This window comes from Geodermatophilus sp. SYSU D00708 (assembly GCF_054050115.1).
Window position 1 is genome coordinate 1 of the sequence record NZ_JBJGYS010000047.1, and the last position, 20,251, is coordinate 20,251.

Consider the following 20,251-nt stretch of genomic DNA (forward strand, 5'->3'; position numbering starts at 1 on the left):
GCCGCCCCCGCCCGCGCGCCGCGGCTCCGGTGCCGACCAGAGGCCGGGAGCGGGCCGGCCCCCCCCGGCGCCGGCGCCCGCCCCTCCTCGACCTCCTCGAGGACCTCCGAGCAGAGCCGCACGCAGCCGTCGCAGATGTAGACCCCCGGGCCGGCGACGAGGTGGGCGACCTCGTCGGTGCCCTTGCCGCAGAACGAGCACGCCAGGCCCAGGTGCTGGTCGGTCGCCATCGCCGCCTCCTCGCGGGGACGCTCCGCGCGGCGGCCCCGGCCGGAACGGTACGGCGACGCGGTCCGGCCCGGGCGTCAGGACGGCGTGGGGGCGGTCGGCCGCGACCGCGGCGCCTCGGCCGGTGCCGGGGTGCGGCTGAGCTTCCGCCAGACCCAGCTCGACGGCACGCGGCGTCCGGTCACCACGTACTCGAGGGCGGCGTCGACCACGAGGGCGGTCGACAGTGCCCGCCGCGCCGCGGACCAGCCGGCGAGCAGCAGCTCGTCGCCCTCGCGGACCTCGAAGTCGCCGTCCGGGGCCAGCGTGGCCTCGTCGCCGCGGAGCACGAGCAGCACCAGCGCGTGCAGCGGCTCGTCCCGGTCCTCCGGGTTGCGCAGCAGGTCGCCGAGGCAGGCGTGCCCCGTGGCCAGCCGGCGCACCAGCGCGGGCGCCTCGGCGGCGGTCAGCCGGATCTTCCACAGCGACTGCAGGTGCCGCCCGCACAGCTGCCGCAGCCGCTCGACCAGGTCGGCCGCCCACTCGTCGCCGCGGCCGGGCATCTCGCGCAGGAACCGCCAGAGCAGGGGCGTGGCCAGCTGGGCGTAGACCTCGTGCGCGATGACCTCGGTCGGCACCAGCAGCGCGTCGGTGTCCATCGCCGCGAACAGCGGGGCGCTGGCCGGCCGGTTCTGCCTTGCCGCGACGAACAGCCGGGGGTTGGCCCGCCGGGCGGCGGCGACCAGCGACAGGTTGGCGATGTCGTTGTTCGTGCCGGCCACGAAGCCGACGGCGTCCTCGAGCCCGGCCTCGGTCAGCGCGCCGGGTTCGGACCCGTCCACCGCCAGCAGACCGTCGGTCTCGGCGTCGGTCGGCGCGGACTCCACGACGGTGACCCGGATGCCCTCCGCCCGCAGGTCGCCGGTGAGCTCCCGGCCCAGCCGCCCGTAGCCGCAGACCACCCAGCGACCGCTGCGCGGCGGGGTGGCGCGCTCGGGGAGCGGCGCACCCGGCCCGCTCTCCAGCCAGGTCAGCAGCTGGTAGGCGGCCGGGGCGCGCAGCGCCAGGCGGAGCAGGTCGCCGAACCGGTCGAAGGGGTTGACCACGTTCGGCGACCCGAAGGCCCGCATCCGCTCGGCCATGCCGCGGGAGGTCGCCCGCGCGATGACCGGCAGGTCCGGCCGCAGCAGCGCCGCGGCCATGACCACCGACAGGTTGGCCTCCTCGTCGTCGGTCAGGGCCACCACCGCCTCGCAGCAGGGGTGGTCGAGCCCGGCGACGGCGAGGTGGCCGGGGTCCCGGGCGTCGGCGGCCAGCCCGGGGACGTCGGCGTGGAAGGAGCCCAGCTCCAGGTCGTCGATGCGCTCGTCGGAGGCGTCCAGGACGACGAACCGGCGGCCCAGCGCGTCGAGCGAGTGCCCGAGCAGCTCCCCGGCCCGGCCGTACCCGGCGACCAGCACGAACGGCTCCCGCAGCCGGCGCACCTTGCGGGTGAAGTGCTGCAGCGCCAGGGCGGAGCGGAACGCGCGGTCCTGCGCCAGGGCGAGCAGCGACCCGATCGCGTACGCCCACCCGATGACGGTGAGGTAAATCGAGATCGTCACCCACATCCGCTGGTTGTAGGTGAACGGGTACGGGATCTCGCCGAAACCGATGGTCGAGGCGGTGTAGCTCATGACGTAGAAGGCGTCGAAGAAGCCCATGTCCCACGGCCGGCCCTCGGCGTCCTGACCGGGGATGAGGGTCAGCCCGAGCACGCTCACCGCGAAGATGCCGATGAGCACGATCAGCGGCGCGCGCATCCGCCGCATGACCAGGAAGATCGTGGCCGAGGCCTGGGCGGCCGAGGACGCGGCGGCGCGGAGGATCGCCCGCTTGCCCCGCCGCTCGTCGTCCCGCCCGCCGAACAGCTGCTGCCAGAAGGTCAGCAGGGGGTTGCCCACGCCGGTCTCCCCTCAGCCGCGGTGGAACGACACCGTCTCCACCACCAGGAGGACGACGGAGACGATGTTGGCCAGCAGCGCGCCGCCGGACAGCGACACGACGCTCGCCGTCCAGGCCGGGGTCAGCCCCGCCGTCGAGACGTAGACCGCGTACCCGTACATCAGCGCCGCGCCGATCAGCTGCAGGTCGGCGACCAGGCTGGTGGCCAGGTGCACCGCGCCGATCTGGGTGCGGTCGCCGAACTTCAGCACGGTGGCGATCAGGTTGACCACGACCGCGGCGAACAGCTCGTAGGGGTTGTGCAGGGCCGGGTCGGAGATGTCGCCGATGAAGAAGCCGAAGTTCAGGGTGGCCGCGAGCACGACGAAGAAGCCGAAGACGACCTTCTCCAGGTTCACCCGGCCCTCCCGACGACGGTCTGCGCCCGCTGCCCCGTTCCCGCCGGTCCGAAACGCGTTGTCGCCCGGCCGGGCGGGGTCAGGACGACGCGGGTCCGGGCCTCACGGCTCCTGGCGCGGCGTCCCAGGGCAGTGCAGCAGGGGGAGCACCACCCCGTCGACCACCTGCGCCACGAGGTCGGCGTCGACGGGGCGCCCGGTCAGCCACCGCAGGACGAGCACCGCCGGGCAGATCTGCGCCGCCACCGAGTCCGCCGCCGACCGGCTGATCTCGCCGCGCTCGACCGCGCGCTCGAACACCGTCGCCCAGGCGCGGTCCCAGCAGGCCAGGGGGCCGCGCTGGTAGGCCTCGGCGAGCGCCGGGGCGTCGACCACCGCGCCGAGCAGGCTGCGCGTCATCCGGCCGGTGGGGCCCTCCAGCCGGGTGGTGCTGGCGGTCATCAGCGCGACCAGGTCCCCCCGGAGGTCGCCGGTGTCCGGAGCGGCCACCACCTGCCCGCCGGCGACGTCCAGGACCCCGAGCAGGAGGTCGGTCTTGCTCGACCAGCGCCGGTAGATGGTCGCCTTCCCCACCCCGGCGACCGTGGCGACGGCGTCCATCGTCAGCCCGGCCCACCCCTCGCGGCCGAGCACCTCGAGCACCGCCGCGGCGATGGCCTTGTCCCGAGCCGGGTCCAGGCGGCGGTTGCCCGTGCGGGTACGGGTCGGCGCGGCCTCCCCCTGCCAGACTCCATCACCGACAGTCATCAGTCGAACGTACTGCGTATCAGTCGCTTCCGCAGAGTGAGGGGCGCAGTACCCAGCGCGACACGGGCATGACGCCGTTCGTCGACTGCAGCCCGACCGGCTCCTCCGACGCCGCGAGGCCGGCCGCGGGTGTGCCCCGCGGCCGGCCTCGGCCGTTCCCCCTCGACCGGCTCCGCCGTCCCCCTCGGCGGTGCCGGTCGTCGTGCCGGCCGATGCCACCGTTCCCCCGCGGTGACCCGGTCGTCGTGCCCGGCGACGTCGTCCCCCTCGACGTCTCCGGTGGTGCGAGCCGATGGCACCGTTCCCCCGCGGTGACACCGGTCCTCGTGCCCGGCGACGTCGTCCCCCTCGACGTCGCCGGTCGTGCGAGCCGGCGGCTCCGTCCCCCCGTGCGATGGAGACGCCGGCTGTCTGTCAGGCCCTGGCGGGCCGGCTCATCGCGGTGCGCCGTCGCGCTGCACGCCGCTGAAGGTGAAGTCCAGGGAGCTGCTGGCCCCCTCGACGAGGTCCGCGCCCGTCGACGACGGCAGGGACGCGGTCAGCAGCAGGTGCGTGACCCCGCCCGGCGCCAGGCTCGCCGCGCCGCCGAGCGCCGCGTCGAGCACGATCGGCCCGGAGTAGAAGTCGGTCGTCGTGCCGTCGCAGGTCCAGGCCCCGCCGGCGGACTCCCAGGCCTCCGAGCACCCCTCGACGGCGAGCTGCAGCCCGTGCACCGGGTCGGTGTCCAGCACGCTGGACGCCGTCGCCACCGAGCCCAGCCGCAGCTCCGAGAGCGCGACCGTGCCGTCGTTGACCAGGTCGATCGCCGAGCTCTCCGAGTCCCCGGCCAGGAAGACGCCGTTGTCGAACAGCGACAGCGTCGCGGCGTCGGCGGCCTCGGTGAGCGCGATGGACAGCACGCCGGTGTCGAGCTGGGTGACGACCGGGGTGGTGCTGTCGGTGAAGGTCCCGAAGGTGCCCAGCCCCGCCACGGTCGCGGCGACCCCGAGCACGCCGATCGATGCGGCGATCCGGGCGCGGGTGGCGCGGGTGTCCCGGTTGGTCACGGTGCTCTCCTCGTTCGGTCTCCTCGCCGGTGTCCCGGCGACACGAGGAACTCTGGCGGGCCAACCGCAGGGCTCCCGCCGGTCAACCGCAAGGGATCCGCAAGATGCGCCGAACCCGGTTGTGGGCCTCCCTACCGTTCCGGACGTGACCAGGAACGAGGAGCTGGAGCCGGTCCACCGCGGGGAGGACGGCGAGCTGGTGGGCTACCTGAGCACCGAGCGGCGTGACGGCGCCCGGTGCGTGGTCGCGCACGCGCTCTTCGGCTCGGCCCTGCGCACCTTCCCCGACCGGGAGGAGGCGGCGGCGTGGCTGCGGCGCCGCGGGCTGCCGGTGCTCGCCGAGCGCTGGTGGTACCGGCCGGCCGACGGCTCCGACGAGCGGCCCACCGACCTGGTGGAGGCCCGGCTGGGCGCGGTCACCGTGCGGTTCGGGTACGACCCGGACGACATCGCCACGCTCACCGGCGCCGAGCTGGACCGGCTCACGCCCGCCCGGCTCGGCTGAGGAAGGTCCGCACGCCCGGCACGGTTGTCCCCCGCGTGAGCAGGGACGTCGAGGTCGTCGTCATCGGCGCCGGCCAGGCCGGGCTGAGCGCCGCGCACCACCTCGCCCGGCAGGGGTTCGAGCCCGGCGCGGGCTTCGTCGTCCTGGACGGCGAGGCCCGCGCCGGCGGCGCGTGGCAGCACCGGTGGCCGTCGCTGACGCTGGCCCGTACCCACCACGTGCACGACCTTCCGGGGCTGCCCTTCCCCGAGGCCGGCGACGACGTGCCCGCCGCCGCGGCGGTGCCGGCCTACTTCGCCGACTACGAGCGGCACTTCGGGCTGCCGGTGCACCGGCCGGTGCGGGTGACGGCGGTGCGCCGCACCGGCGACGACCGGTTCCTCGTCCAGACGTCGGCCGGCGACTGGATCGCCGACGCGGTCGTGAACGCCACCGGCACGTGGACGGCCCCGTTCGTGCCGCGCTACCCCGGGCAGGAGCTGTTCCGCGGCCGGCAGCTGCACCCCGTCGACTACCGCGGGGCCGGGGAGTTCGCCGGCCGGTCGGTCGTCGTCGTGGGCGGCGGCGCCTCGGCGGTCCAGCTGCTGGGCGAGATCTCCGAGGTCGCCGACACCACCTGGGTCACCCGGCGCCCGCCGGTGTGGCGGGAGGAACCGTTCGGGCCGGAGGCGGGCCGGGCCGCGGTCGCGCTGGTGGCCGACGCCGTCCGCGAGGGACGGTCCCCGGGCAGCGTCGTCGGCGTCACCGGCCTGGTGGTCACCCCGTGGGTGCGGGAGGCCCGCGAGCGCGGGGTGCTCGACCGGCTGCCGGTGTTCGACCGGATCACCCCGGACGGCGTGGCGTGGGACGACGGGCGGTTCGTCCGCGCCGACGCGATCCTGTGGGCCACGGGCTTCCGCGCCGCGCTCGGCCACCTGGCGCCTCTGCGGCTGCGCGGCCCCGGCGGCGGCATCCGCATGGCGGGCACCGCGGTCGCGGGCGAGCCGCGGCTGCACCTGGTCGGGTACGGGCCGTCGGCCAGCACCGTGGGCGCCAACCGCGCCGGCCGGGAGGCCGCCGTCGCCCTCCGCCGGCTGCTGCACCCGCACGACGCCCTGCCCCGCTCGGCCTGAGCTCCTCGCCCCCCTCGTCGAGATCACGGGATCTCGCCCGGATCCGCCGCCCCGGGCGTGCGAGATCCCGCGATCTCGACCGAGCAGCCTCCGGGACCGTTCAGGGTCGGTCCAGGGGGTTCCCGGATGTTGCCGGGCGCCGCCGGCCGACAGCCTCGACGGCATGACCTCCCTGCCCTCGCCCCGCCGGTGCGCCGCATGATCACCGCGCATCGGCTGACCAAGACCTACGGCCCCAAGACCGCCGTCGACGGCGTCTCCTTCACCGTCGCGCCCGGACGCGTCACCGGCTTCCTCGGCCCGAACGGCGCCGGCAAGTCCACGACGATGCGCATGGTCCTCGGCCTGGACCGGCCGACCTCCGGCAGCGTCACCGTCAACGGCCGCCGCTACGCCGACTCCCCCGCTCCCCTGCGCGAGGTGGGCGCACTGCTCGAGGCCCGGGCGCTGCACCCGGGCCGCTCGGCGCGCGACCACCTGCGCTGGCTGGCGGCGAGCAACGGCATCCCGGTCCGCCGCGTCGACGAGGTGCTCGACCTGGTAGGCCTGACCTCGGTCGCGCACACCCGGGTCGGCCGCTTCTCGCTGGGCATGGGGCAGCGGCTGGGCATCGCCGCGGCGCTCCTGGGCGACCCGCCGGTCGTCGTCCTCGACGAGCCGGTCAACGGGCTGGACCCGGAGGGCATCCGCTGGGTGCGCACCCTGGCCCGCGACCTCGCCGCCGAGGGCCGCACCGTGTTCGTCTCCAGCCACCTGATGTCGGAGATGGCGCAGACCGCCGACCACCTGCTGGTCATCGGCCGCGGCCGGGTGCTCGCCGACTGCTCGACGGCGGACTTCATCGCCGAGCACGCCGCCTCCTACGTGCGGGTGCGCAGCCCGCAGCACGACGAGGTGGCCACCCTGCTGCGCCGCGACGGGCTCGACGTCGCCGCGCACGGCGGCGAGCTGCGGGTCCAGGGCCGGGACGCCGCCGCCGTCGGTGAGCTGGTCGGACGCTCCGGACTGCTGCTGCACGAGCTGACCCTGGTCCGCTCCTCGCTGGAGGACGCCTTCATGACCCTCACCGCCGACAGCGTCGAGTACGCGGGGGCGCAGCGATGACCGCCGTCGACGCCCGCCCGCAGACCCGCCACGAGGCGCCGGCGACGCCCGGGGCCGGGGCGGCGCTGCGCGCGGAGTGGATCAAGTTCTGGACCGTGCGCTCGACCCCCTGGTCGGTGGTGGCGATGTTCGTCCTCGGCGCGGGGCTCACCACCCTGGTCTGCGCGCTGGCCGCCGCGGACCTCGCTCGCGGGGAAACCGGTGAGCCGGCCGGGGCGTTCGTCACCTGGGGGATGATGTTCGCCCAGGCCACCGCCATCGTCCTAGGGACGCTCGCGGTCACCAGCGAGTACGGCACCGGGATGATCCGGGCGACGCTGGCGGCCACCCCGCGGCGCGGGACGGTGCTCGCGGCCAAGGCCGTCGTCCTCACCGGGACGCTGTTCGTCGCCGGCACCCTCACCGCGCTGGCCGGCTACCTCGGCGGCAACTGGTTCCTCGACCGGGAGGGCATCGGCCTGGCCTTGGGCGACGACGGCGTGCTGCGTGCGCTGCTGGGCAGCGGCCTGTACATGGCCGGGCTCGGGCTGCTGGCCGCCGCGGTGGGGCTGCTGGTCCGGCACACCGCCGCGGCGCTGTCGATCGTGCTGGGGCTGGTGTTCGTCGTCGGCAACATGGTGATGCTGCTGCCCGGCGCCTGGGGCGAGTGGGCGACCAAGCTGATGCCCGGCAACGCCGGCGCCCGCGTCGCGACGCCGGAGTCGTTCAACCCGCTGCTGCTCGACCCGTGGCCCGGGTTCGCGGTGTTCGTCGCCGAGGTGGCCGCCGTCCTGGCCGTCGCCGCGGTGGCCTTCTCCCGCCGGGACGCGTAGCCGCTCGGAGGGGCGGAAGTGGCCATTTCCGCCCCTCCGGACGGCCGCTGGCGACGGCCAGGCACAGTGGAGGGCGTGACCCACGCACTGGAATCCCAGGAGGCCGGACGGCGGACGGCCGAGGAGCTGGTCCGCCTCCTCGGCGAGGACGACCCCGCCGCCGCCGACGCCCTGCTCGCCGGGGTCGGCGGGATCCGCGACCTGGTGTTCGTCGGCGCCGGGCTGACCGCGCTGGCCCGCGCCGACGGCCGGCAGCTGCCGCCCGCCCAGCGCGCGCAGGCCAGCACCCGGCAGCTGCACCTGGCGCAGCTGCGCGACGCCGCCCGGAACGACCCGGAGGGGCTGCGGGCGTGGCTGCGCCGGTCCGCCGAGGAGGTCCTCTTCCTCCGCGCGCTGCGGGAGGCCGCGGACCGCGCCGCCGGGTGAGTCAGCCGGCCGGTCGCGGGGTCGCCGCCCGCGCGACCGGCAGCACGAGCAGCAGCCCGGCGGCGACGAGCACGTAGGTCCACGGCAGGCCGACGCCGGCCGCGACCAGGCCCAGCACGAGGGCGCCGACGGCGGTCCCGACGTCGAACGAGGCGTTCCACAGCGCGCTGGCGGCGGTCGCCCCGCCCTCCCCGGCACGGGCGAACGCGGTGACGAGGGTGAGGTTCTGCACCGCGCCGAACCCGGCGCCGAACAGCCCCGCCCCGATCAGCACCCAGGCGTCCCCCGCGCCGAGGCCGGCGGCGACCGTGCCCAGCCCGACCGCGGCGACCAGCACGCCCGCGGGCAGCAGCCGCCGGGTGCCGGCGCGGTCGGCGAGCAGCCCCGCCCGCCAGCGGGTCAGCGCCCCGGTGACGCCGAAGACGAGCAGTGCCGCCGTCGCCAGGGCGCCGTCGGGGCGCTCGATCGGCAGGAACGTCACCAGCCCGCCGCCGGCGAGGGTGACGGCGAGCAGCACGGCCGACGGGGCGAGCGCGGCGCGCACGGCGGCGCGCGACGAGCCGCCGGGCGCCGCCCGGAGCCGGACCGACCGGACCAGGCCCGGCACCAGCGGCAGCGCCAGCACCGGCGCGGCGGCCAGCCAGGCCAGCCAGCCGGCGTGTCCGTCCAGGACCAGCGCGACCCCCGCCGGGACGGCGAGCAGGTTGGGTACCGCGATGGCCAGCCCGTACAGCCCGATCGCCTCGCCGCGGCGCTCCTGCGGGGCGACCTGCGCGGCGAGCAGCGCGCCGAGCACGGTGAGGACGGCGAACCCGGCGCCCCGCACCACCGCGATCGCCGACAGCCAGAGCAACCCGTCGCCGAGCGCGTACAGCGGCGCCGGCGCCCCGAGCGCGAGCAGCCCCGCGGCGAGCACCGGGCCCAGCCCGAGGCGGGCGGTCAGCGCCGGCACGGCGGCCTGCACCGCCACGGTGACTCCGAGGAAGACGGCGGTGACCACGCCCGCGGTGTCGGGGTCGGCGCCGCCCGCCACCGCGTAGGCCGGCAGCGAGGCCAGGGTCAGGCAGTAGCTGGCGAAGCCCAGCGCCGTCGCCCCGACCAGCGCCCGCATCGCCGGCAGCCGCCACAGCGACTCCCTCGTCCCCACCCCGCCGGCCACACCGCTCCCCCTCGCCCGGGCTCCGTCGCCCGGCCGACCAGCATGCCGCGCCACCCTCCTGCAGTGGGGCGGGTAGGGACGGGGCATGCCGCTGCTCACCGTCGGCCACGGGCCTGAGGACCGCGCCCGCCTCGGCGCCCGGCTGGCCGCGGCAGGGGTGGCGCGGGTGGTCGACGTCCGCCGGTTCCCGGGCAGCCGCACCAACCCCGACGTCCGGCGCGAGGCCCTCGAGCAGTGGCTGCCCGCGGCCGGCATCGGCTACCGGTGGGACGCGCGGCTCGGCGGCCGGCGGCGGCTGCCCCCGGACGAGCCCGTCGCGGACGGCTGGTGGACCGTCGCGCAGTTCGCCGCCTACGCCGCGCACACCCGGACAGCGGAGTTCGGCGCCGCCCTCGACGAGGTGCTGGCCGAGGCGGCGACCGCCCCGGTGGCGGTGATGTGCAGCGAGAGCGTGTGGTGGCGCTGCCACCGGCGGCTGGTCGCCGACGTCGCCGTCCTCGCCCACGGCGTGCCGGTGACCCACCTGATGCCCGACGGGCGGCTCACCCCGCACCGCCCGTCGGCCGGCGCCGTCCTCGGCGATGACGGCCTGGTCCACTGGCCCGCCCTGTGACGTGCTGGAGGGTCGGTCCTACTGCATGTGCGGGTAGCGGTGGTCGGTGGGCGGGACGAACGTCTCCTTGACCACGCGGGTCGACGTCCAGCGGAGCAGGTTCTGCGCGGCGCCGGCCTTGTCGTTGGTGCCCGAGGCCCGCCCGCCGCCGAAGGGCTGCTGCCCGACGACCGCGCCGGTCGGCTTGTCGTTGACGTAGAAGTTGCCGGCCGCGAACCGCAGGAACCGCTCGGCGTGCGCGATCGCGGCCCGGTCCTGCGCGATGACCGCGCCGGTCAGGGCGTACGGGGCCACCGACTCCATCTGCGCCAGCGCGGCGTCGTAGTCGGCGTCCTCGTACACGTGCACGGCCAGCACCGGGCCGAAGTACTCGGTGGTGAAGACCTCGTGGCCGGGGTCGGTGCCCTCGACGATCGTCGGCCGCACGAAGAAGCCCTCCGAGTCGTCGGCCTGCCCGCCGGCCACGACGGTCAGCGCGTCGTCATCGCGAGCCCGGTCGAGGACACCGGTGAGCTTGGCGAACGACCGCCGGTCGATGACCGCGCCCATGAAGTTGGACAGGTCGGTGACGTCGCCCATCGGCAGCGCCTCGGTCTGCCCGATGAGGTCGTCGCGCAGCCGGGACCACACGCTGCGCGGCACGTAGGCGCGGGAGGCGGCCGAGCACTTCTGCCCCTGGTACTCGAAGGCCCCGCGGATGAGCGCGGTGCGCAGCACGTCGAGGTCGGCCGAGGGGTGGGCGACGACGAAGTCCTTGCCGCCGGTCTCCCCGACGACGCGGGGATAGCCGCGGTAGGAGGAGATGTTCTCCCCCACCCGCCGCCACAGCTGCTGGAACACCGCCGTGGACCCGGTGAAGTGGATGCCGGCCAGGTCCGGGTCGGCCAGGACGACGTCGGAGACCGCGACGCCGTCGCCGGTGACCATCGTGACCACCCCGGGCGGCAGACCGGCCGCCTCGAGCAGCTGCACGAGGAAGTGCGCGGCGAACTGCTGGGTGGGCGCGGGCTTCCAGACGACGGTGTTGCCCATGAGCGCCGGTGCGGTGGGCAGGTTGCCGGCGATCGCGGTGAAGTTGAACGGGGTGACGGCGTAGACGAAGCCCTCCAGCGGGCGGTGGTCCACCCGGTTCCACACCCCGGGGCTGGAGACCGGCTGCTCCTCGAGGAGCTGCCGCGCGAAGTGCACGTTGTAGCGCCAGAAGTCGATCAGCTCGCAGGCGCTGTCGATCTCGGCCTGGTAGGCGGTCTTGCTCTGGCCGAGCATCGTCGCGGCGTTGAGCGTCTGCCGCCACGGTCCCGACAGCAGCTCGGCGGCCTTGAGGAACACCGCGGCGCGGTCGTCGAAGGACAGCTCCCGCCAGCCCGGCGCGGCCTCCTTGGCGCAGGCCACCGCGTCCTGGGCGTCGGCGTGCGTGGCGTGCGCCGCGGTGCCGAGGACGGCGGCGTGCCGGTGCGGCTGGACGACGTCGAACCGCTCGCCGCGGCCCAGCCGCCGCTGCTCGCCGAGGGTCATGGTGAGCTCGAGCGGCTCGGCGGCGAGCTCGGTCAGGCGGGCCTGGAGGGCCGCCCGCTCCGGCGAGCCCGGGGCGTAGGTGAGCACCGGCTCGTTGCGCGGCGGGGGGACTCGGGTGATGCCGTCCATGAGCGTGCCTCTCAACCAGTGGTGACGAGGGAGCGGAGGAAGAAGCGCAGGTTGGCCGGCCGCTCGGCCAGGCGGCGCATGAAGTAGCCGTACCAGTCGGCGCCGTAGGGCACGTAGGCGCGCACGCAGACGCCGGCCGCGGCCAGCCGGCGCTGCTCGGCGGAGCGGATGCCGTAGAGCATCTGCACCTCCCAGGAGTCCGGCCGCCGTCCGGCCCGCGCGGCCAGCCGCTGGGCGATCGAGACCAGCCGGGGGTCGTGGCTGCCGACCATCGGGTAGCCGGGGCCGGTCATGAGGATCCCGAGGCAGCGGGCGTAGGAGGCGTCGACCTCCGCGCGGCTCTGGTACGCGACCGACGGCGGCTCGTCGTAGGCGCCCTTGACCAGCCGGACCCGCGACCCGGCGACGGCGAGCGCGCGGGCGTCGTCCTCCGTGCGGTGCAGCGCGGCCTGCAGCACGGCGCCGGTGCCGGGGTGGTCGCGGCGCAGCTCGGTCAGGACGGCGAGGGTCGAGTCGACGGTGGCCGACTCCTCCATGTCGAGGGTCACCGTGGTGCCGATCGCGCCGGCCGCCTCCACCACCGGCCGGACCAGGTCGAGGGCGAGGTCGGGGCCGCCGTCGGGCAGCGCCTGGCCGAACGCCGAGAGCTTCACCGACACCTCGGCGGCGCGGCCCAGGCCCAGCGGGGCCAGGCCGTCGAGCAGCTCCAGGTAGGCGTCGCGCGAGCGGCGTGCCTCGGCGCGGTCGGTCACGCCCTCCCCCAGGTGGTCGAGGGTGACCGCGATCCCCGCCCCGGTGAGCCGGCGGACGACGGTGAGCGCGTCGTCGAGGGTCTCCCCGGCGACGAAGCGGTCCACCACCCGCCGGGTGGCCGGGGTGCCGGTGACCAGCCGGCGCAGCCCCGGCCGGCGGGACGCGCCGAGCAGCAGCGCTTTCTGCGACAGCACGCCCACCTCCGCCGTCCGGGGACCCGAGACCACCGACGCTAGGCAGCCACCGCCCCCGCCACCAGCGACAGCCGTACGGGCCGCCTCGGTTGCAGCGTGCACCTACGGCGCATGGGTGGCCTACCCTCGGGTAGCTGACCGGTGTGGGAGGAGAGGCGTTGCCTCGAGAAGCGGGGCGCGTCGACGTCCTCACGACGTTGCGGTCGGCGACCGCCGCCGAGCACGAGCAGGTCGAGACCAGCCTCGGGCTGATGGACCCGGAGCTGCGCAGGGACCGGCTGGTCGAGGTCCTCGCCCGCCTGCACGCCTTCTGGACCGCCGCCGAGGCCGGCCTGGACACCTGGGCACGCCGCGAGCCGGCCGACGCGGAGACCGCCGACTGGTCGCGGCGCCGGCGGGCGCACCTGTTCGCCGCCGACCTGCGGGCACTGGGCGCTCCCGACGAGGCCGACGACGTCCCGGACCTGCCCGGCGTCGAGGACACCGACCAGGCCCTCGGCCGGCTGTACGTGCTGGAGGGCTCGACCCTCGGCGGCACGTTCATCTCCCGCCACCTGGCCGTGCTGCCGGCCCTCGGGCCCGGGGTGGAGATCGGCGCGTTCTCCCCCTACGGCACCGAGACCGGCGCGATGTGGCACGCCTACCGGCGGGTGACCCGGGAGCGGGTGGCCGCCGGGGGCGACGCCGGGCGGCTCGTCGACGCCGCCCGGACCACGTTCACCGCGCTGGCCGAGTGGGTCACCCCGGTCGGGACCCGCGCGTGAGCCGCACCGAACCCGAGCTGCTCCCGCCGGGGACGCCGATCGACCTGAGCAACTGCGAGCGCGAGCCGATCCACGTCCCGGGCAGCATCCAGCCGCGCGGGGTGCTGCTCGCGGTCGACGAGCCGGAGCTGGTCGTCGTCCAGGCGTCGGAGAACCTCGCCGACCTGGTCGGGCTGGACTGGCGCGCGGCGCTGGGCCGGCGGCTGCCCGAGGTCCTCGGGATGGCGGCGGCCGAGGCGGTCGCCCGGTCGGCCAGCGCGTTCGGGGACCTGCGCGAGCGCAACCCGGTCGAGGTCACCCTCGACGTCGACGGCAGCCCGGTACCGGTCGACGCCCTGCTGCACCGGGCCGTGGTCGGCGAGGGCACCCCGCCCGCCACGGTGCTGGTCGTGGAGCTGGAGCCGGCCCACGGGCCCCGGCCGTTCTCCTTCCCGAACACCTACCAGGCGGTGCGCGGCACCGTCGGCGAGCTCAACCGCGCCTCGACGCTGCAGGAGCTCTACGACATCACCGCGGCCGCGGTCCGCCAGCTCACCGGCTTCGACCGCGTGATGGTCTACCGCTACGACGCCGACTACAACGGCGAGGTGGTGGCCGAGGCCAAGGCGCCGGGCCTGAACTCCTTCCTCGGCCTGCACTACCCCGCCTCGGACATCCCCGCCCAGGCGCGGGCGCTGTACGAGAAGAACTGGATCCGGCTGATCTCCGACGTCGACTACGTCCCCGCGCGGCTGCAGCCGGCCGCGCTGCCGGCGACCGGGGAGCCGCTGGACCTGACCTACTCCGCGCTCCGCAGCGTCTCGCCCATCCACGTCGAGTACTTGCAGAACATGGGCGTGCGCGCCTCCATGTCCCTCTCGCTGTTGCGCGACGAGAGGCTGTGGGGCCTGATCGCCTGCCACCACTACTCCGGCCCGCACGCCCCGCCGTACGCGACCCGGGCGGCCGCGGAGTTCCTCGGCTCCACGCTGTCGGTGCGGCTGGTCGACCGCGCCGAGGAGGACGAGGTGCACCGCGCGCTGCAGGTGCGCTCGACGCTGGCCTGGCTGACCGCCGCCACCCTCGACGAGGACCGCCCGCTGGCCGAGACGCTGCTCGGCTCCCCCAGCCTGCTCGACCTACTGCCCGCCGACGGCGTGGTCGTGGCGCTGCAGGGCCGCACCGGCAGCCGCGGCACCCCCCTGCCCGACGGCGCGGCCGAGGCCGTCGCGTCCTGGGCGGCCGCCCGGTCCGAGGACGTCGTGGCCACCGACTCGCTGCGCCTGGAGGCCCCCGCGCTGGCCGAGGTCGCCGAGCCCGCGTGCGGCGTCCTCGTGCTGCCCCTGCCCGACGGCCAGTACGTGCTCTGGCACCGCGCCGAGGCGGTCCGCACGGTCGACTGGGGCGGGGACCCGCACAACAAGGCGATCGCCGCCCGCGAGGGCGACGAGATCCGGCTGAGCCCGCGCCGGTCGTTCGACCGCTGGCGGGAGACGGTGCGCGACCGCGCCGAGCCGTGGAGGGCGCACGAGCTCGCGGAGGTCGCCCAGCTGCGCACCCACCTGCTGGAGGCGCTGTACGCGCGCTCCCGCCGGGTGGTCCGGGCGGCGGAGACGCTGCAGCGCAGCCACCTCACCGACCCGCCCGCGTCGGCCCTGCTCGACGTCGCCGTCCGCTACGTGCCCGCCACCAGCGTGAGCCAGGTCGGCGGTGACTGGTACGACGTCTTCGAGCAGCCCGACGGCTCGACGATGCTGGTCATCGGCGACGTCGTGGGTCACGACACGGCCGCCGCGGCCGACATGGCCCAGCTGCGCGGGCTGCTGCGCGGCATCGCCTTCGACAACGCCGAGGGCCCGTGCGCCGTCCTGGCCAGGCTCGACAGCGCCGTCGCCGGCCTGCACCTCGGCGCCCTGGCCACCGTGCTGGTCGGCCGGCTCACGCCCGACCCGGCGTCCGGTGGCGCGCGGCTGCGCTGGTGCAGCGCCGGCCACCTGCCACCGCTCGTGGTCGGGCCGGACGGCGCGGCGCGGGCACTCACCCCACCGCGGGCCGGCCTGCTGCTGGGCGTCGACCCGACCGCGCGCCGCGAGGAGTCCGAGACGCTCCTGGAGCCGGGCTCGACGCTGCTGCTCTACACCGACGGGCTCGTCGAGCGCCGCGACCAGGTGTTCGACGACGGCGTGGCGCGGCTGCGCGAGGAGCTCGCCGCCCTGCGGGAGCGGCCGGTCGACGAGGTCTGCGACGAGGTCGTGGCCCGGCTGCTCCCGCACGGCGCGGAGGACGACGTGGCGCTGGTCGCCGTCCGCCTCGGCTCCGGCTAGGGCTGGTCCGGCGGGGCGGTGAAGCGGGCCGACAGCCCGTCGTCCTGGTCGCCGCCCTCCCCGGGCAGCGGCGCCTCGTCCTCGGCCGCGCGCACCTCCGCGGTCGTCTCCTCCGGGGGGACCGCCGCCGAGCGGGCGTCCCGCTCGAGGGCCGCGAGCAGCCGCTCCTCGTCGGGCGACAGGTCGCCCGGGCCGAGGTGGCCGCCGGGCTCACCGGCGTCGGAGCCCGATGCCATCGCGGTGTCGGGCGTGGGGTCCTCGGGGTCGGTCGAGCTCATGCCGCGCCTCCTCCTGACGGGCACCGCAGGTCAGCGGGGGAAGTTGGGTTCGAGTCGCGGCACGATCTGCATCTCCGGCACGAAGGCCGCCGGGTGCAGCGTGACCAGGTAGCGCACCATCTCGGCGACGGCCGAGGGCGGCATCATCAGGTGGGACGGGATACCCCACTGCTCCATCATCGGGGTGTCCATGGCGGCCGGGATGACCGCCTGGACCCGGCACGGGAAGGGCCGCTCGGTGCCGTCGTCGGCCTTCCGCGCCTTCTCCCGCAGCTCCCGCTGGATGCACCGGGTGGCGTTGAGGAAGCCGGCCTTGGAGCCGTTGTAGGCGATCGCGCCGCTGCCGGAGGTGATCGCCGACAGCGACACGATGTGGACGACGTCCGCGGTACGCCCCTCGGGCAGGTGTTGCACCCGCTTCATGAACTCGCTGGTCAGGAAGACCGGTCCCTCGCAGTTCACCGCCTGCACCCGCTGGTAGTCGGCGAGGTCGATGTCGGTGATGTACCCGGGGCGGTCGATGCCGGCGACGTTGACCAGGACGTCGAACGCGTCGCCGTGGGCGTCGAACAGCTGCTGCACCACCTGCCGGCGGCTCGCGTCGTCGGTGACGTCGAGGGGGACGACCTCGGCGGAGCCGCCCACGTCGGCCACCAGCTTCGAGGTCGCCTCGCTGCCGGCCGCGTCGATGTCGGCGATCGCCACGTGCGCGCCGGCCTCCGCGAGGGCCACGCACGTCGCCCGGCCCAGTCCGCTCGCCCCGCCGGTCACCAGGGCGACCCGCCCCGCCAACGTCCCGCGCTCTGTCATCCGCTCCTCCACTGCTGATCACGTCGGTGCCGTGATCAGCCTCGCCGAAGACGCGGTCGGCCGCAGGTCGGGACGACCTACGTGGTGGTCGCGCTGCCCGACACCGTCTGCACCACGGACAGGCTCGGCGGCCCCCACACGTCGGCGAGGGTGACCGTCTGCAGGCCGCGGTCGGCGATCAGCTCGAGCAGGTCCTCGTACACCTCCGTGATCGTCGGCTGGTTGGCGTGGCCGACGATGATCGCCTGGGCGGCGAACCACTCGCGCGCGGCGGCCATCAGCTCCTCGGCGGTGAGCAGCCGGTTGTCCTCGAACGTGCCGTTCCACAGGACCACCGTGGGGTGGCCGACCATCGCCGAGATGCGGTCGACCCGCTCGTCGTGGGAACCGAACGGCGGGCGGAAGAACGGGGTGTCCTGCGCGCCGAACGTCGTCTCCAGCCAGTCGCGGTTGCGGCCGATCTCGTCGGCCACCTGCCCGTCGGAGAGCGTGGTCAGGTCGGGGTGCGACCAGGTGTGGTTGCCGATCGCCACCTGACCGGAGTCCAGCAGGGGCTGCAGCAGCTCGCCGTTCTCCTCCCAGGACTTGTACATGCCGTTGGGGAAGAAGGTCAGCCGGACGCCGCTGTCCTTCGCGAAGGTGCACAGCGAGCCGACGACCTCCGAGCTGGTGCCGTCGTCGATGGTGAGCGCCAGCTTCGTCCCCTCCCCCGGGAGCTGGTCGACGGCGCCGACCGGGGGGTCCAGGAACTGCCGGGCGACCGGGGTCACGGGCTCGGCGGCGGCCGGGACGGCGGGGGGAAGAGGGGCCTGCTCCGGGTCCACGAGGCCCGAGGTGCCGCGGCCCACGGCAGCACCGGCCACACCCGCGGCGAGGAAGAGCAGGAACCGTCGGCGCTCCATGCGCGGAAGTTAGGACGGCGCGTCGACGGCTCCCGGGCAGCGACACGAGCGGCCCCGCGCGGCCGGCACGCCTCGTGCGGCCCCGGCTACGGTCTGCTGCCCGGAGCCAGCCCGGCGGCCTCGATCAGCCGCGCCTGCTCGCGGCACCAGGGCGACCACGCGTCGTCGCCGTCGGCCTCCTGGCGGCGGCGGAAGTCCGTCCAGTCCAGCAGCTCCCAGGCACCGACCTCGGTCGGGTCGGGGGCGGGCGTGCCGGTGAAGCGGCCCAGGTAGACCGGGCACACCTCGTTCTCCACGACGCCGCGGAACTCCGCGCGGTAGCGGTAGCCGGGCAGCGCCTCCCGCAGCCGGTCAACCCCCAGGCCCAGCTCGAAGGCGGCCCGTCGGGCGATCGCGGTGGCGTCGTCCTCCCCCGGCCCGGGGTGGCCGCAGACGGTGTTGGTCCACATGCCCGGGAAGGTCTGCTTGCCCTCGGCGCGGCGGGTGACCAGCAGCCGTCCGGCGTCGTCGAACAGGTAGGCGGAGAAGGCGCGGTGCAGTGGCGTCTCGCCGTGGTGCACCAGCGGCTTGGGCATCGTGCCGATCGCCGTCCCGTCGTCGTCGACGAGGACGATGAGCTCCTCCGAGGTGGCCGTCACTCCCCCATGGTCCCGGATGCAGCCGCCGCGTGCGTCCGGGCCGCGGAGCTCAGATCTCCTTGAGGTGCTCGAACGGCTCCCGGCAGCTGCGGCAGCGGCGCAGCGCCTTGCACGCCGTCGCGCCGAACTCGCTGACCTCCTCGGTGTCGTCGGACCCGCACAGCGGGCAGGACGCCGTCCGCCGGGGCGGGCCCAGCGGCAGCGGCACCGGTTCCTCCCCGCGCTGCGGCGCCGGCCCCGGAGGTGCGATGCCGGCCTCGACGAGCTTGCGCCGGCCCGCCGCGGTGATCCGGTCGGTGCTCCAGGGGGGCGCCAGCACGGTCCGGACGTCGACGTCGGGCCAGCCGGCATCGTGGAGGGCCCGCAGCAGGTCGGCCCGCATCGTCCCCATCGCCGGGCAGCCGGTGTAGGTCGGCGTGATCTCCACGACGACGATCCCCTCCTCCACGCGGACGTCGCGCAGCACACCGAGGTCACTCAGCGTGAGCAGCGGCAACTCCGGGTCGGTGACCGTGTCCGCGACGGCCCGGGGATCGAGTGTGGCGGTCATCACAACCCACCCTGTCCCGGCCGACGCGGCGACGCCAGTCCCGACACCCGTCCGGGCGGTCGCGTGTCGGTGCCGGGTTCGTCACGGAAGGTGAGGACAGGGACGACTGGCGGACCGCCCGGTCGGCGCGCAGGGTCGCGGGGTGGACAGCTTCCGGCGTGAGGGCATGGTGTTCGACGTCCGCGACGGCGGGCCACCCGAGGGCGAGCCGGTCGTCCTGCTGCACGGCTTCCCGCAGGACGCCACCGCCTGGACCGCGGTCGCGGCCGGCCTGCACGCCGCGGGCCTGCGCACCCTCGCGCCCGACCAGCGGGGCTACTCCCCCAGCGCCCGGCCGCCGGGGCGGTCGGCCTACCGGCTGCGGGAGCTGACCGCGGACGTGCTCGCGCTGCTCGACGAGGCCGGGCTCGGCAGCGCCCACCTGGTCGGCCACGACTGGGGCGGGATCGTCGGGTGGGCGCTGGCCGCCTGGCACCCCGAGCGGGTGCGCACGCTGACCGCGGTCTCGGTGCCGCACCCGGCCGCCATGGCGCAGGCGCTCGTCACCAGCGACCAGGCACTGCGGTCGTACTACATGGCGCTGTTCCAGGTCCCGTTCCTGCCCGAGCGCCTGCTGCTGGTCGGGGGCGGCGAGCCGCTGCGGAGGATGTTCCTGCGCAGCGACCTGCCGCCGGACCTCTGCGAGCACTACGTCGCCCGGATGCGCGAGCCGGGCGCGCTGGCCGCGGCCATCGCCTGGTACCGGGCCCTGCCGCTGGACGCCCGCGACCCGGTCGGCACCGTCCGCGTCCCGACGCTGCACCTGTGGAGCACCGGGGACGCCTTCCTCGGCCGCGCCGCCACCGAGGCCACGCACCGCTTCGTCGACGCGCCGTACCGGCTGGAGGTGCTCGAGGGCGTGACCCACTGGATCCCGGAACTGGCCCCCGACCGGACCGCCGAGCTCGTCGCCGAGCACGTGCGCCGGCACGCCTGATGCCGGACGCCGCGCTCCGCCGTCCAGGTCAGGACGGCGGGCACACCCGGCCGCGACCGGCAAGAGGGGGACCGTCACAGCCCCGCTCGTCCCTGTCCGTCACGTGACGGTGGCACAGTGTGTCGAATGCTCAGTGACTACGTGGCCGGGTCGAAGCGGATCGTCGCCGTCGGGCCCTCGTCGGTCCTCGGCGTCCGGGACGACGACCAGCCGGCCGGGGTGGCGCACGCCGTCGCCCGCCCGGCCGTCCGCGGAGACGCCGTCGCGGTGTGCGGCAGCGAGGTGACCGCGCTGCCCGACGTCGACTGGCAGGAGTCGACCGTCGGCGTGCTGCGCTGCGGCGACTGCGAGCAGCTCGCCGCCTGA

General features: G+C 75.7%; 23 protein-coding genes. 10 read left to right on the forward strand and 13 right to left on the reverse strand.

Annotation, left to right across the window (positions count from 1 at the left end; genetic code table 11):
• The 5 genes from ACI79D_RS23895 to ACI79D_RS23915 all read right to left on the reverse strand — a co-directional run.
• Positions 1 to 230, reverse strand: a 230-nt coding sequence (locus ACI79D_RS23895; RefSeq protein WP_456921023.1) for a ClpX C4-type zinc finger protein, incomplete at its 3' end; no start/stop codon positions are given.
• A gap of 75 nt (positions 231 to 305) precedes the next feature.
• Complete coding sequence (locus ACI79D_RS23900; RefSeq protein WP_456921024.1) at positions 306 to 2,150, reverse strand: potassium channel family protein; 1,845 nt, start codon at positions 2,148 to 2,150, stop codon at positions 306 to 308.
• A 12-nt stretch (positions 2,151 to 2,162) separates the two neighbouring features.
• Positions 2,163 to 2,549, reverse strand: coding sequence for a DUF6394 family protein (locus ACI79D_RS23905; protein ID WP_456921025.1), 387 nt, complete (start codon positions 2,547 to 2,549; stop codon positions 2,163 to 2,165).
• Between the two features lie 102 nt (positions 2,550 to 2,651).
• Complete coding sequence (locus ACI79D_RS23910) at positions 2,652 to 3,296, reverse strand: TetR/AcrR family transcriptional regulator (RefSeq protein ID WP_456921026.1); 645 nt, start codon at positions 3,294 to 3,296, stop codon at positions 2,652 to 2,654.
• 434 nt (positions 3,297 to 3,730) lie between these two features.
• Complete coding sequence (locus ACI79D_RS23915; protein WP_456921027.1) at positions 3,731 to 4,342, reverse strand: hypothetical protein; 612 nt, start codon at positions 4,340 to 4,342, stop codon at positions 3,731 to 3,733.
• 145 nt (positions 4,343 to 4,487) lie between these two features.
• On the opposite strand from ACI79D_RS23915, the gene ACI79D_RS23920 reads away from it, so the two are divergent.
• From ACI79D_RS23920 to ACI79D_RS23940, 5 genes are all read left to right on the forward strand, one after another.
• Positions 4,488 to 4,847: a hypothetical protein gene (locus ACI79D_RS23920; RefSeq protein ID WP_456921028.1), complete on the forward strand. Its 360-nt coding sequence runs from the start codon at positions 4,488 to 4,490 to the stop codon at positions 4,845 to 4,847.
• A gap of 35 nt (positions 4,848 to 4,882) precedes the next feature.
• Positions 4,883 to 5,959, forward strand: coding sequence for an NAD(P)-binding domain-containing protein (locus ACI79D_RS23925; RefSeq protein ID WP_456921029.1), 1,077 nt, complete (start codon positions 4,883 to 4,885; stop codon positions 5,957 to 5,959).
• A gap of 198 nt (positions 5,960 to 6,157) precedes the next feature.
• Positions 6,158 to 7,063: an ABC transporter ATP-binding protein gene (locus ACI79D_RS23930; protein WP_456921030.1), complete on the forward strand. Its 906-nt coding sequence runs from the start codon at positions 6,158 to 6,160 to the stop codon at positions 7,061 to 7,063.
• On the forward strand, positions 7,060 to 7,875 hold the full coding sequence (locus tag ACI79D_RS23935) for an ABC transporter permease subunit (protein ID WP_456921031.1): 816 nt from the start codon (positions 7,060 to 7,062) through the stop codon (positions 7,873 to 7,875). The genes ACI79D_RS23930 and ACI79D_RS23935 overlap by 4 nt, the downstream gene beginning before the upstream one ends.
• A 75-nt stretch (positions 7,876 to 7,950) precedes the next feature.
• Positions 7,951 to 8,301 carry a hypothetical protein gene (locus ACI79D_RS23940; RefSeq protein ID WP_456921032.1) on the forward strand — a complete coding sequence of 117 codons (351 nt, stop codon included), beginning with the start codon at positions 7,951 to 7,953 and terminating at the stop codon, positions 8,299 to 8,301.
• A gap of 1 nt (position 8,302) precedes the next feature.
• Here the strand turns inward: ACI79D_RS23940 and ACI79D_RS23945 are convergent, their stop codons facing one another.
• Complete coding sequence (locus ACI79D_RS23945; RefSeq protein ID WP_456921033.1) at positions 8,303 to 9,460, reverse strand: MFS transporter; 1,158 nt, start codon at positions 9,458 to 9,460, stop codon at positions 8,303 to 8,305.
• A gap of 85 nt (positions 9,461 to 9,545) precedes the next feature.
• On the opposite strand from ACI79D_RS23945, the gene ACI79D_RS23950 reads away from it, so the two are divergent.
• On the forward strand, positions 9,546 to 10,073 hold the full coding sequence (locus ACI79D_RS23950) for a DUF488 domain-containing protein (protein WP_456921034.1): 528 nt from the start codon (positions 9,546 to 9,548) through the stop codon (positions 10,071 to 10,073).
• Between the two features lie 18 nt (positions 10,074 to 10,091).
• Here ACI79D_RS23950 and pruA read toward each other — a convergent pair whose 3' ends face one another.
• Both pruA and ACI79D_RS23960 read right to left on the reverse strand, forming a co-directional pair.
• Positions 10,092 to 11,717, reverse strand: coding sequence for an L-glutamate gamma-semialdehyde dehydrogenase (gene pruA / locus ACI79D_RS23955; protein ID WP_456921035.1), 1,626 nt, complete (start codon positions 11,715 to 11,717; stop codon positions 10,092 to 10,094).
• Positions 11,718 to 11,728: 11 nt separating this feature from the next.
• The gene (locus ACI79D_RS23960; RefSeq protein WP_456921036.1) at positions 11,729 to 12,664 is read right to left on the reverse strand and encodes a proline dehydrogenase family protein; all 936 of its coding nucleotides are present in this window, start codon (positions 12,662 to 12,664) and stop codon (positions 11,729 to 11,731) included.
• 158 nt (positions 12,665 to 12,822) lie between these two features.
• Here ACI79D_RS23960 and ACI79D_RS23965 point away from each other — a divergent pair, with 158 nt between their 5' ends.
• Both ACI79D_RS23965 and ACI79D_RS23970 read left to right on the forward strand, forming a co-directional pair.
• Positions 12,823 to 13,428 carry a biliverdin-producing heme oxygenase gene (locus tag ACI79D_RS23965; RefSeq protein ID WP_456921037.1) on the forward strand — a complete coding sequence of 202 codons (606 nt, stop codon included), beginning with the start codon at positions 12,823 to 12,825 and terminating at the stop codon, positions 13,426 to 13,428.
• Positions 13,425 to 15,731 (forward strand): SpoIIE family protein phosphatase, encoded by a 2,307-nt coding sequence (locus tag ACI79D_RS23970; protein ID WP_456921038.1) that lies wholly within the window; start codon positions 13,425 to 13,427, stop codon positions 15,729 to 15,731. Before ACI79D_RS23965 ends, ACI79D_RS23970 begins: the two co-directional genes overlap by 4 nt.
• Here the strand turns inward: ACI79D_RS23970 and ACI79D_RS23975 are convergent.
• The 5 genes from ACI79D_RS23975 to paaD all read right to left on the reverse strand — a co-directional run bounded on the left by ACI79D_RS23975 (position 15,728) and on the right by paaD (position 18,909).
• Entirely contained in the window at positions 15,728 to 16,009 is a 282-nt protein-coding gene (locus tag ACI79D_RS23975; protein WP_456921039.1) for a hypothetical protein, read from the reverse strand. The two genes, ACI79D_RS23970 and ACI79D_RS23975, sit on opposite strands and share 4 nt — an antisense overlap.
• Positions 16,010 to 16,039: 30 nt before the next feature.
• Positions 16,040 to 16,819, reverse strand: a complete 780-nt coding sequence (locus tag ACI79D_RS23980; RefSeq protein WP_456921040.1) for an SDR family NAD(P)-dependent oxidoreductase — start codon at positions 16,817 to 16,819, stop codon at positions 16,040 to 16,042.
• A 77-nt stretch (positions 16,820 to 16,896) separates the two neighbouring features.
• Complete coding sequence (locus ACI79D_RS23985; protein WP_456921041.1) at positions 16,897 to 17,721, reverse strand: polysaccharide deacetylase family protein; 825 nt, start codon at positions 17,719 to 17,721, stop codon at positions 16,897 to 16,899.
• A gap of 86 nt (positions 17,722 to 17,807) precedes the next feature.
• A complete protein-coding gene (idi, locus tag ACI79D_RS23990; RefSeq protein ID WP_456921042.1) occupies positions 17,808 to 18,359 on the reverse strand; it encodes an isopentenyl-diphosphate Delta-isomerase in 552 nt (183 codons plus the stop codon).
• A gap of 49 nt (positions 18,360 to 18,408) precedes the next feature.
• Positions 18,409 to 18,909, reverse strand: a complete 501-nt coding sequence (gene paaD / locus ACI79D_RS23995) for a 1,2-phenylacetyl-CoA epoxidase subunit PaaD (RefSeq protein ID WP_456921043.1) — start codon at positions 18,907 to 18,909, stop codon at positions 18,409 to 18,411.
• Between the two features lie 142 nt (positions 18,910 to 19,051).
• On the opposite strand from paaD, the gene ACI79D_RS24000 reads away from it, so the two are divergent.
• Positions 19,052 to 19,885 carry an alpha/beta fold hydrolase gene (locus tag ACI79D_RS24000; protein ID WP_456921044.1) on the forward strand — a complete coding sequence of 278 codons (834 nt, stop codon included), beginning with the start codon at positions 19,052 to 19,054 and terminating at the stop codon, positions 19,883 to 19,885.
• Between the two features lie 126 nt (positions 19,886 to 20,011).
• The gene (locus tag ACI79D_RS24005; RefSeq protein WP_456921045.1) at positions 20,012 to 20,251 is read left to right on the forward strand and encodes a hypothetical protein; all 240 of its coding nucleotides are present in this window, start codon (positions 20,012 to 20,014) and stop codon (positions 20,249 to 20,251) included.

What these genes read in the sequence shown, in the direction of transcription:
- ACI79D_RS23950 (WP_456921034.1), top strand. Translation starts at nt 9,546, where the DNA reads ATGCCGCTGCTCACCGTCGGCCACGGGCCTGAGGACCGCGCCCGCCTC.
- pruA (WP_456921035.1), bottom strand. Translation starts at nt 11,717, where the DNA reads ATGGACGGCATCACCCGAGTCCCCCCGCCGCGCAACGAGCCGGTGCTC.
- ACI79D_RS23980 (WP_456921040.1), bottom strand. Translation starts at nt 16,819, where the DNA reads ATGACAGAGCGCGGGACGTTGGCGGGGCGGGTCGCCCTGGTGACCGGC.
- ACI79D_RS23930 (WP_456921030.1), top strand. Translation starts at nt 6,158, where the DNA reads ATGATCACCGCGCATCGGCTGACCAAGACCTACGGCCCCAAGACCGCC.
- ACI79D_RS23910 (WP_456921026.1), bottom strand. Translation starts at nt 3,296, where the DNA reads ATGACTGTCGGTGATGGAGTCTGGCAGGGGGAGGCCGCGCCGACCCGT.
- ACI79D_RS23975 (WP_456921039.1), bottom strand. Translation starts at nt 16,009, where the DNA reads ATGAGCTCGACCGACCCCGAGGACCCCACGCCCGACACCGCGATGGCA.
- ACI79D_RS24005 (WP_456921045.1), top strand. Translation starts at nt 20,012, where the DNA reads ATGCTCAGTGACTACGTGGCCGGGTCGAAGCGGATCGTCGCCGTCGGG.
- ACI79D_RS23935 (WP_456921031.1), top strand. Translation starts at nt 7,060, where the DNA reads ATGACCGCCGTCGACGCCCGCCCGCAGACCCGCCACGAGGCGCCGGCG.
- ACI79D_RS23985 (WP_456921041.1), bottom strand. Translation starts at nt 17,721, where the DNA reads ATGGAGCGCCGACGGTTCCTGCTCTTCCTCGCCGCGGGTGTGGCCGGT.
- paaD (WP_456921043.1), bottom strand. Translation starts at nt 18,909, where the DNA reads ATGACCGCCACACTCGATCCCCGGGCCGTCGCGGACACGGTCACCGAC.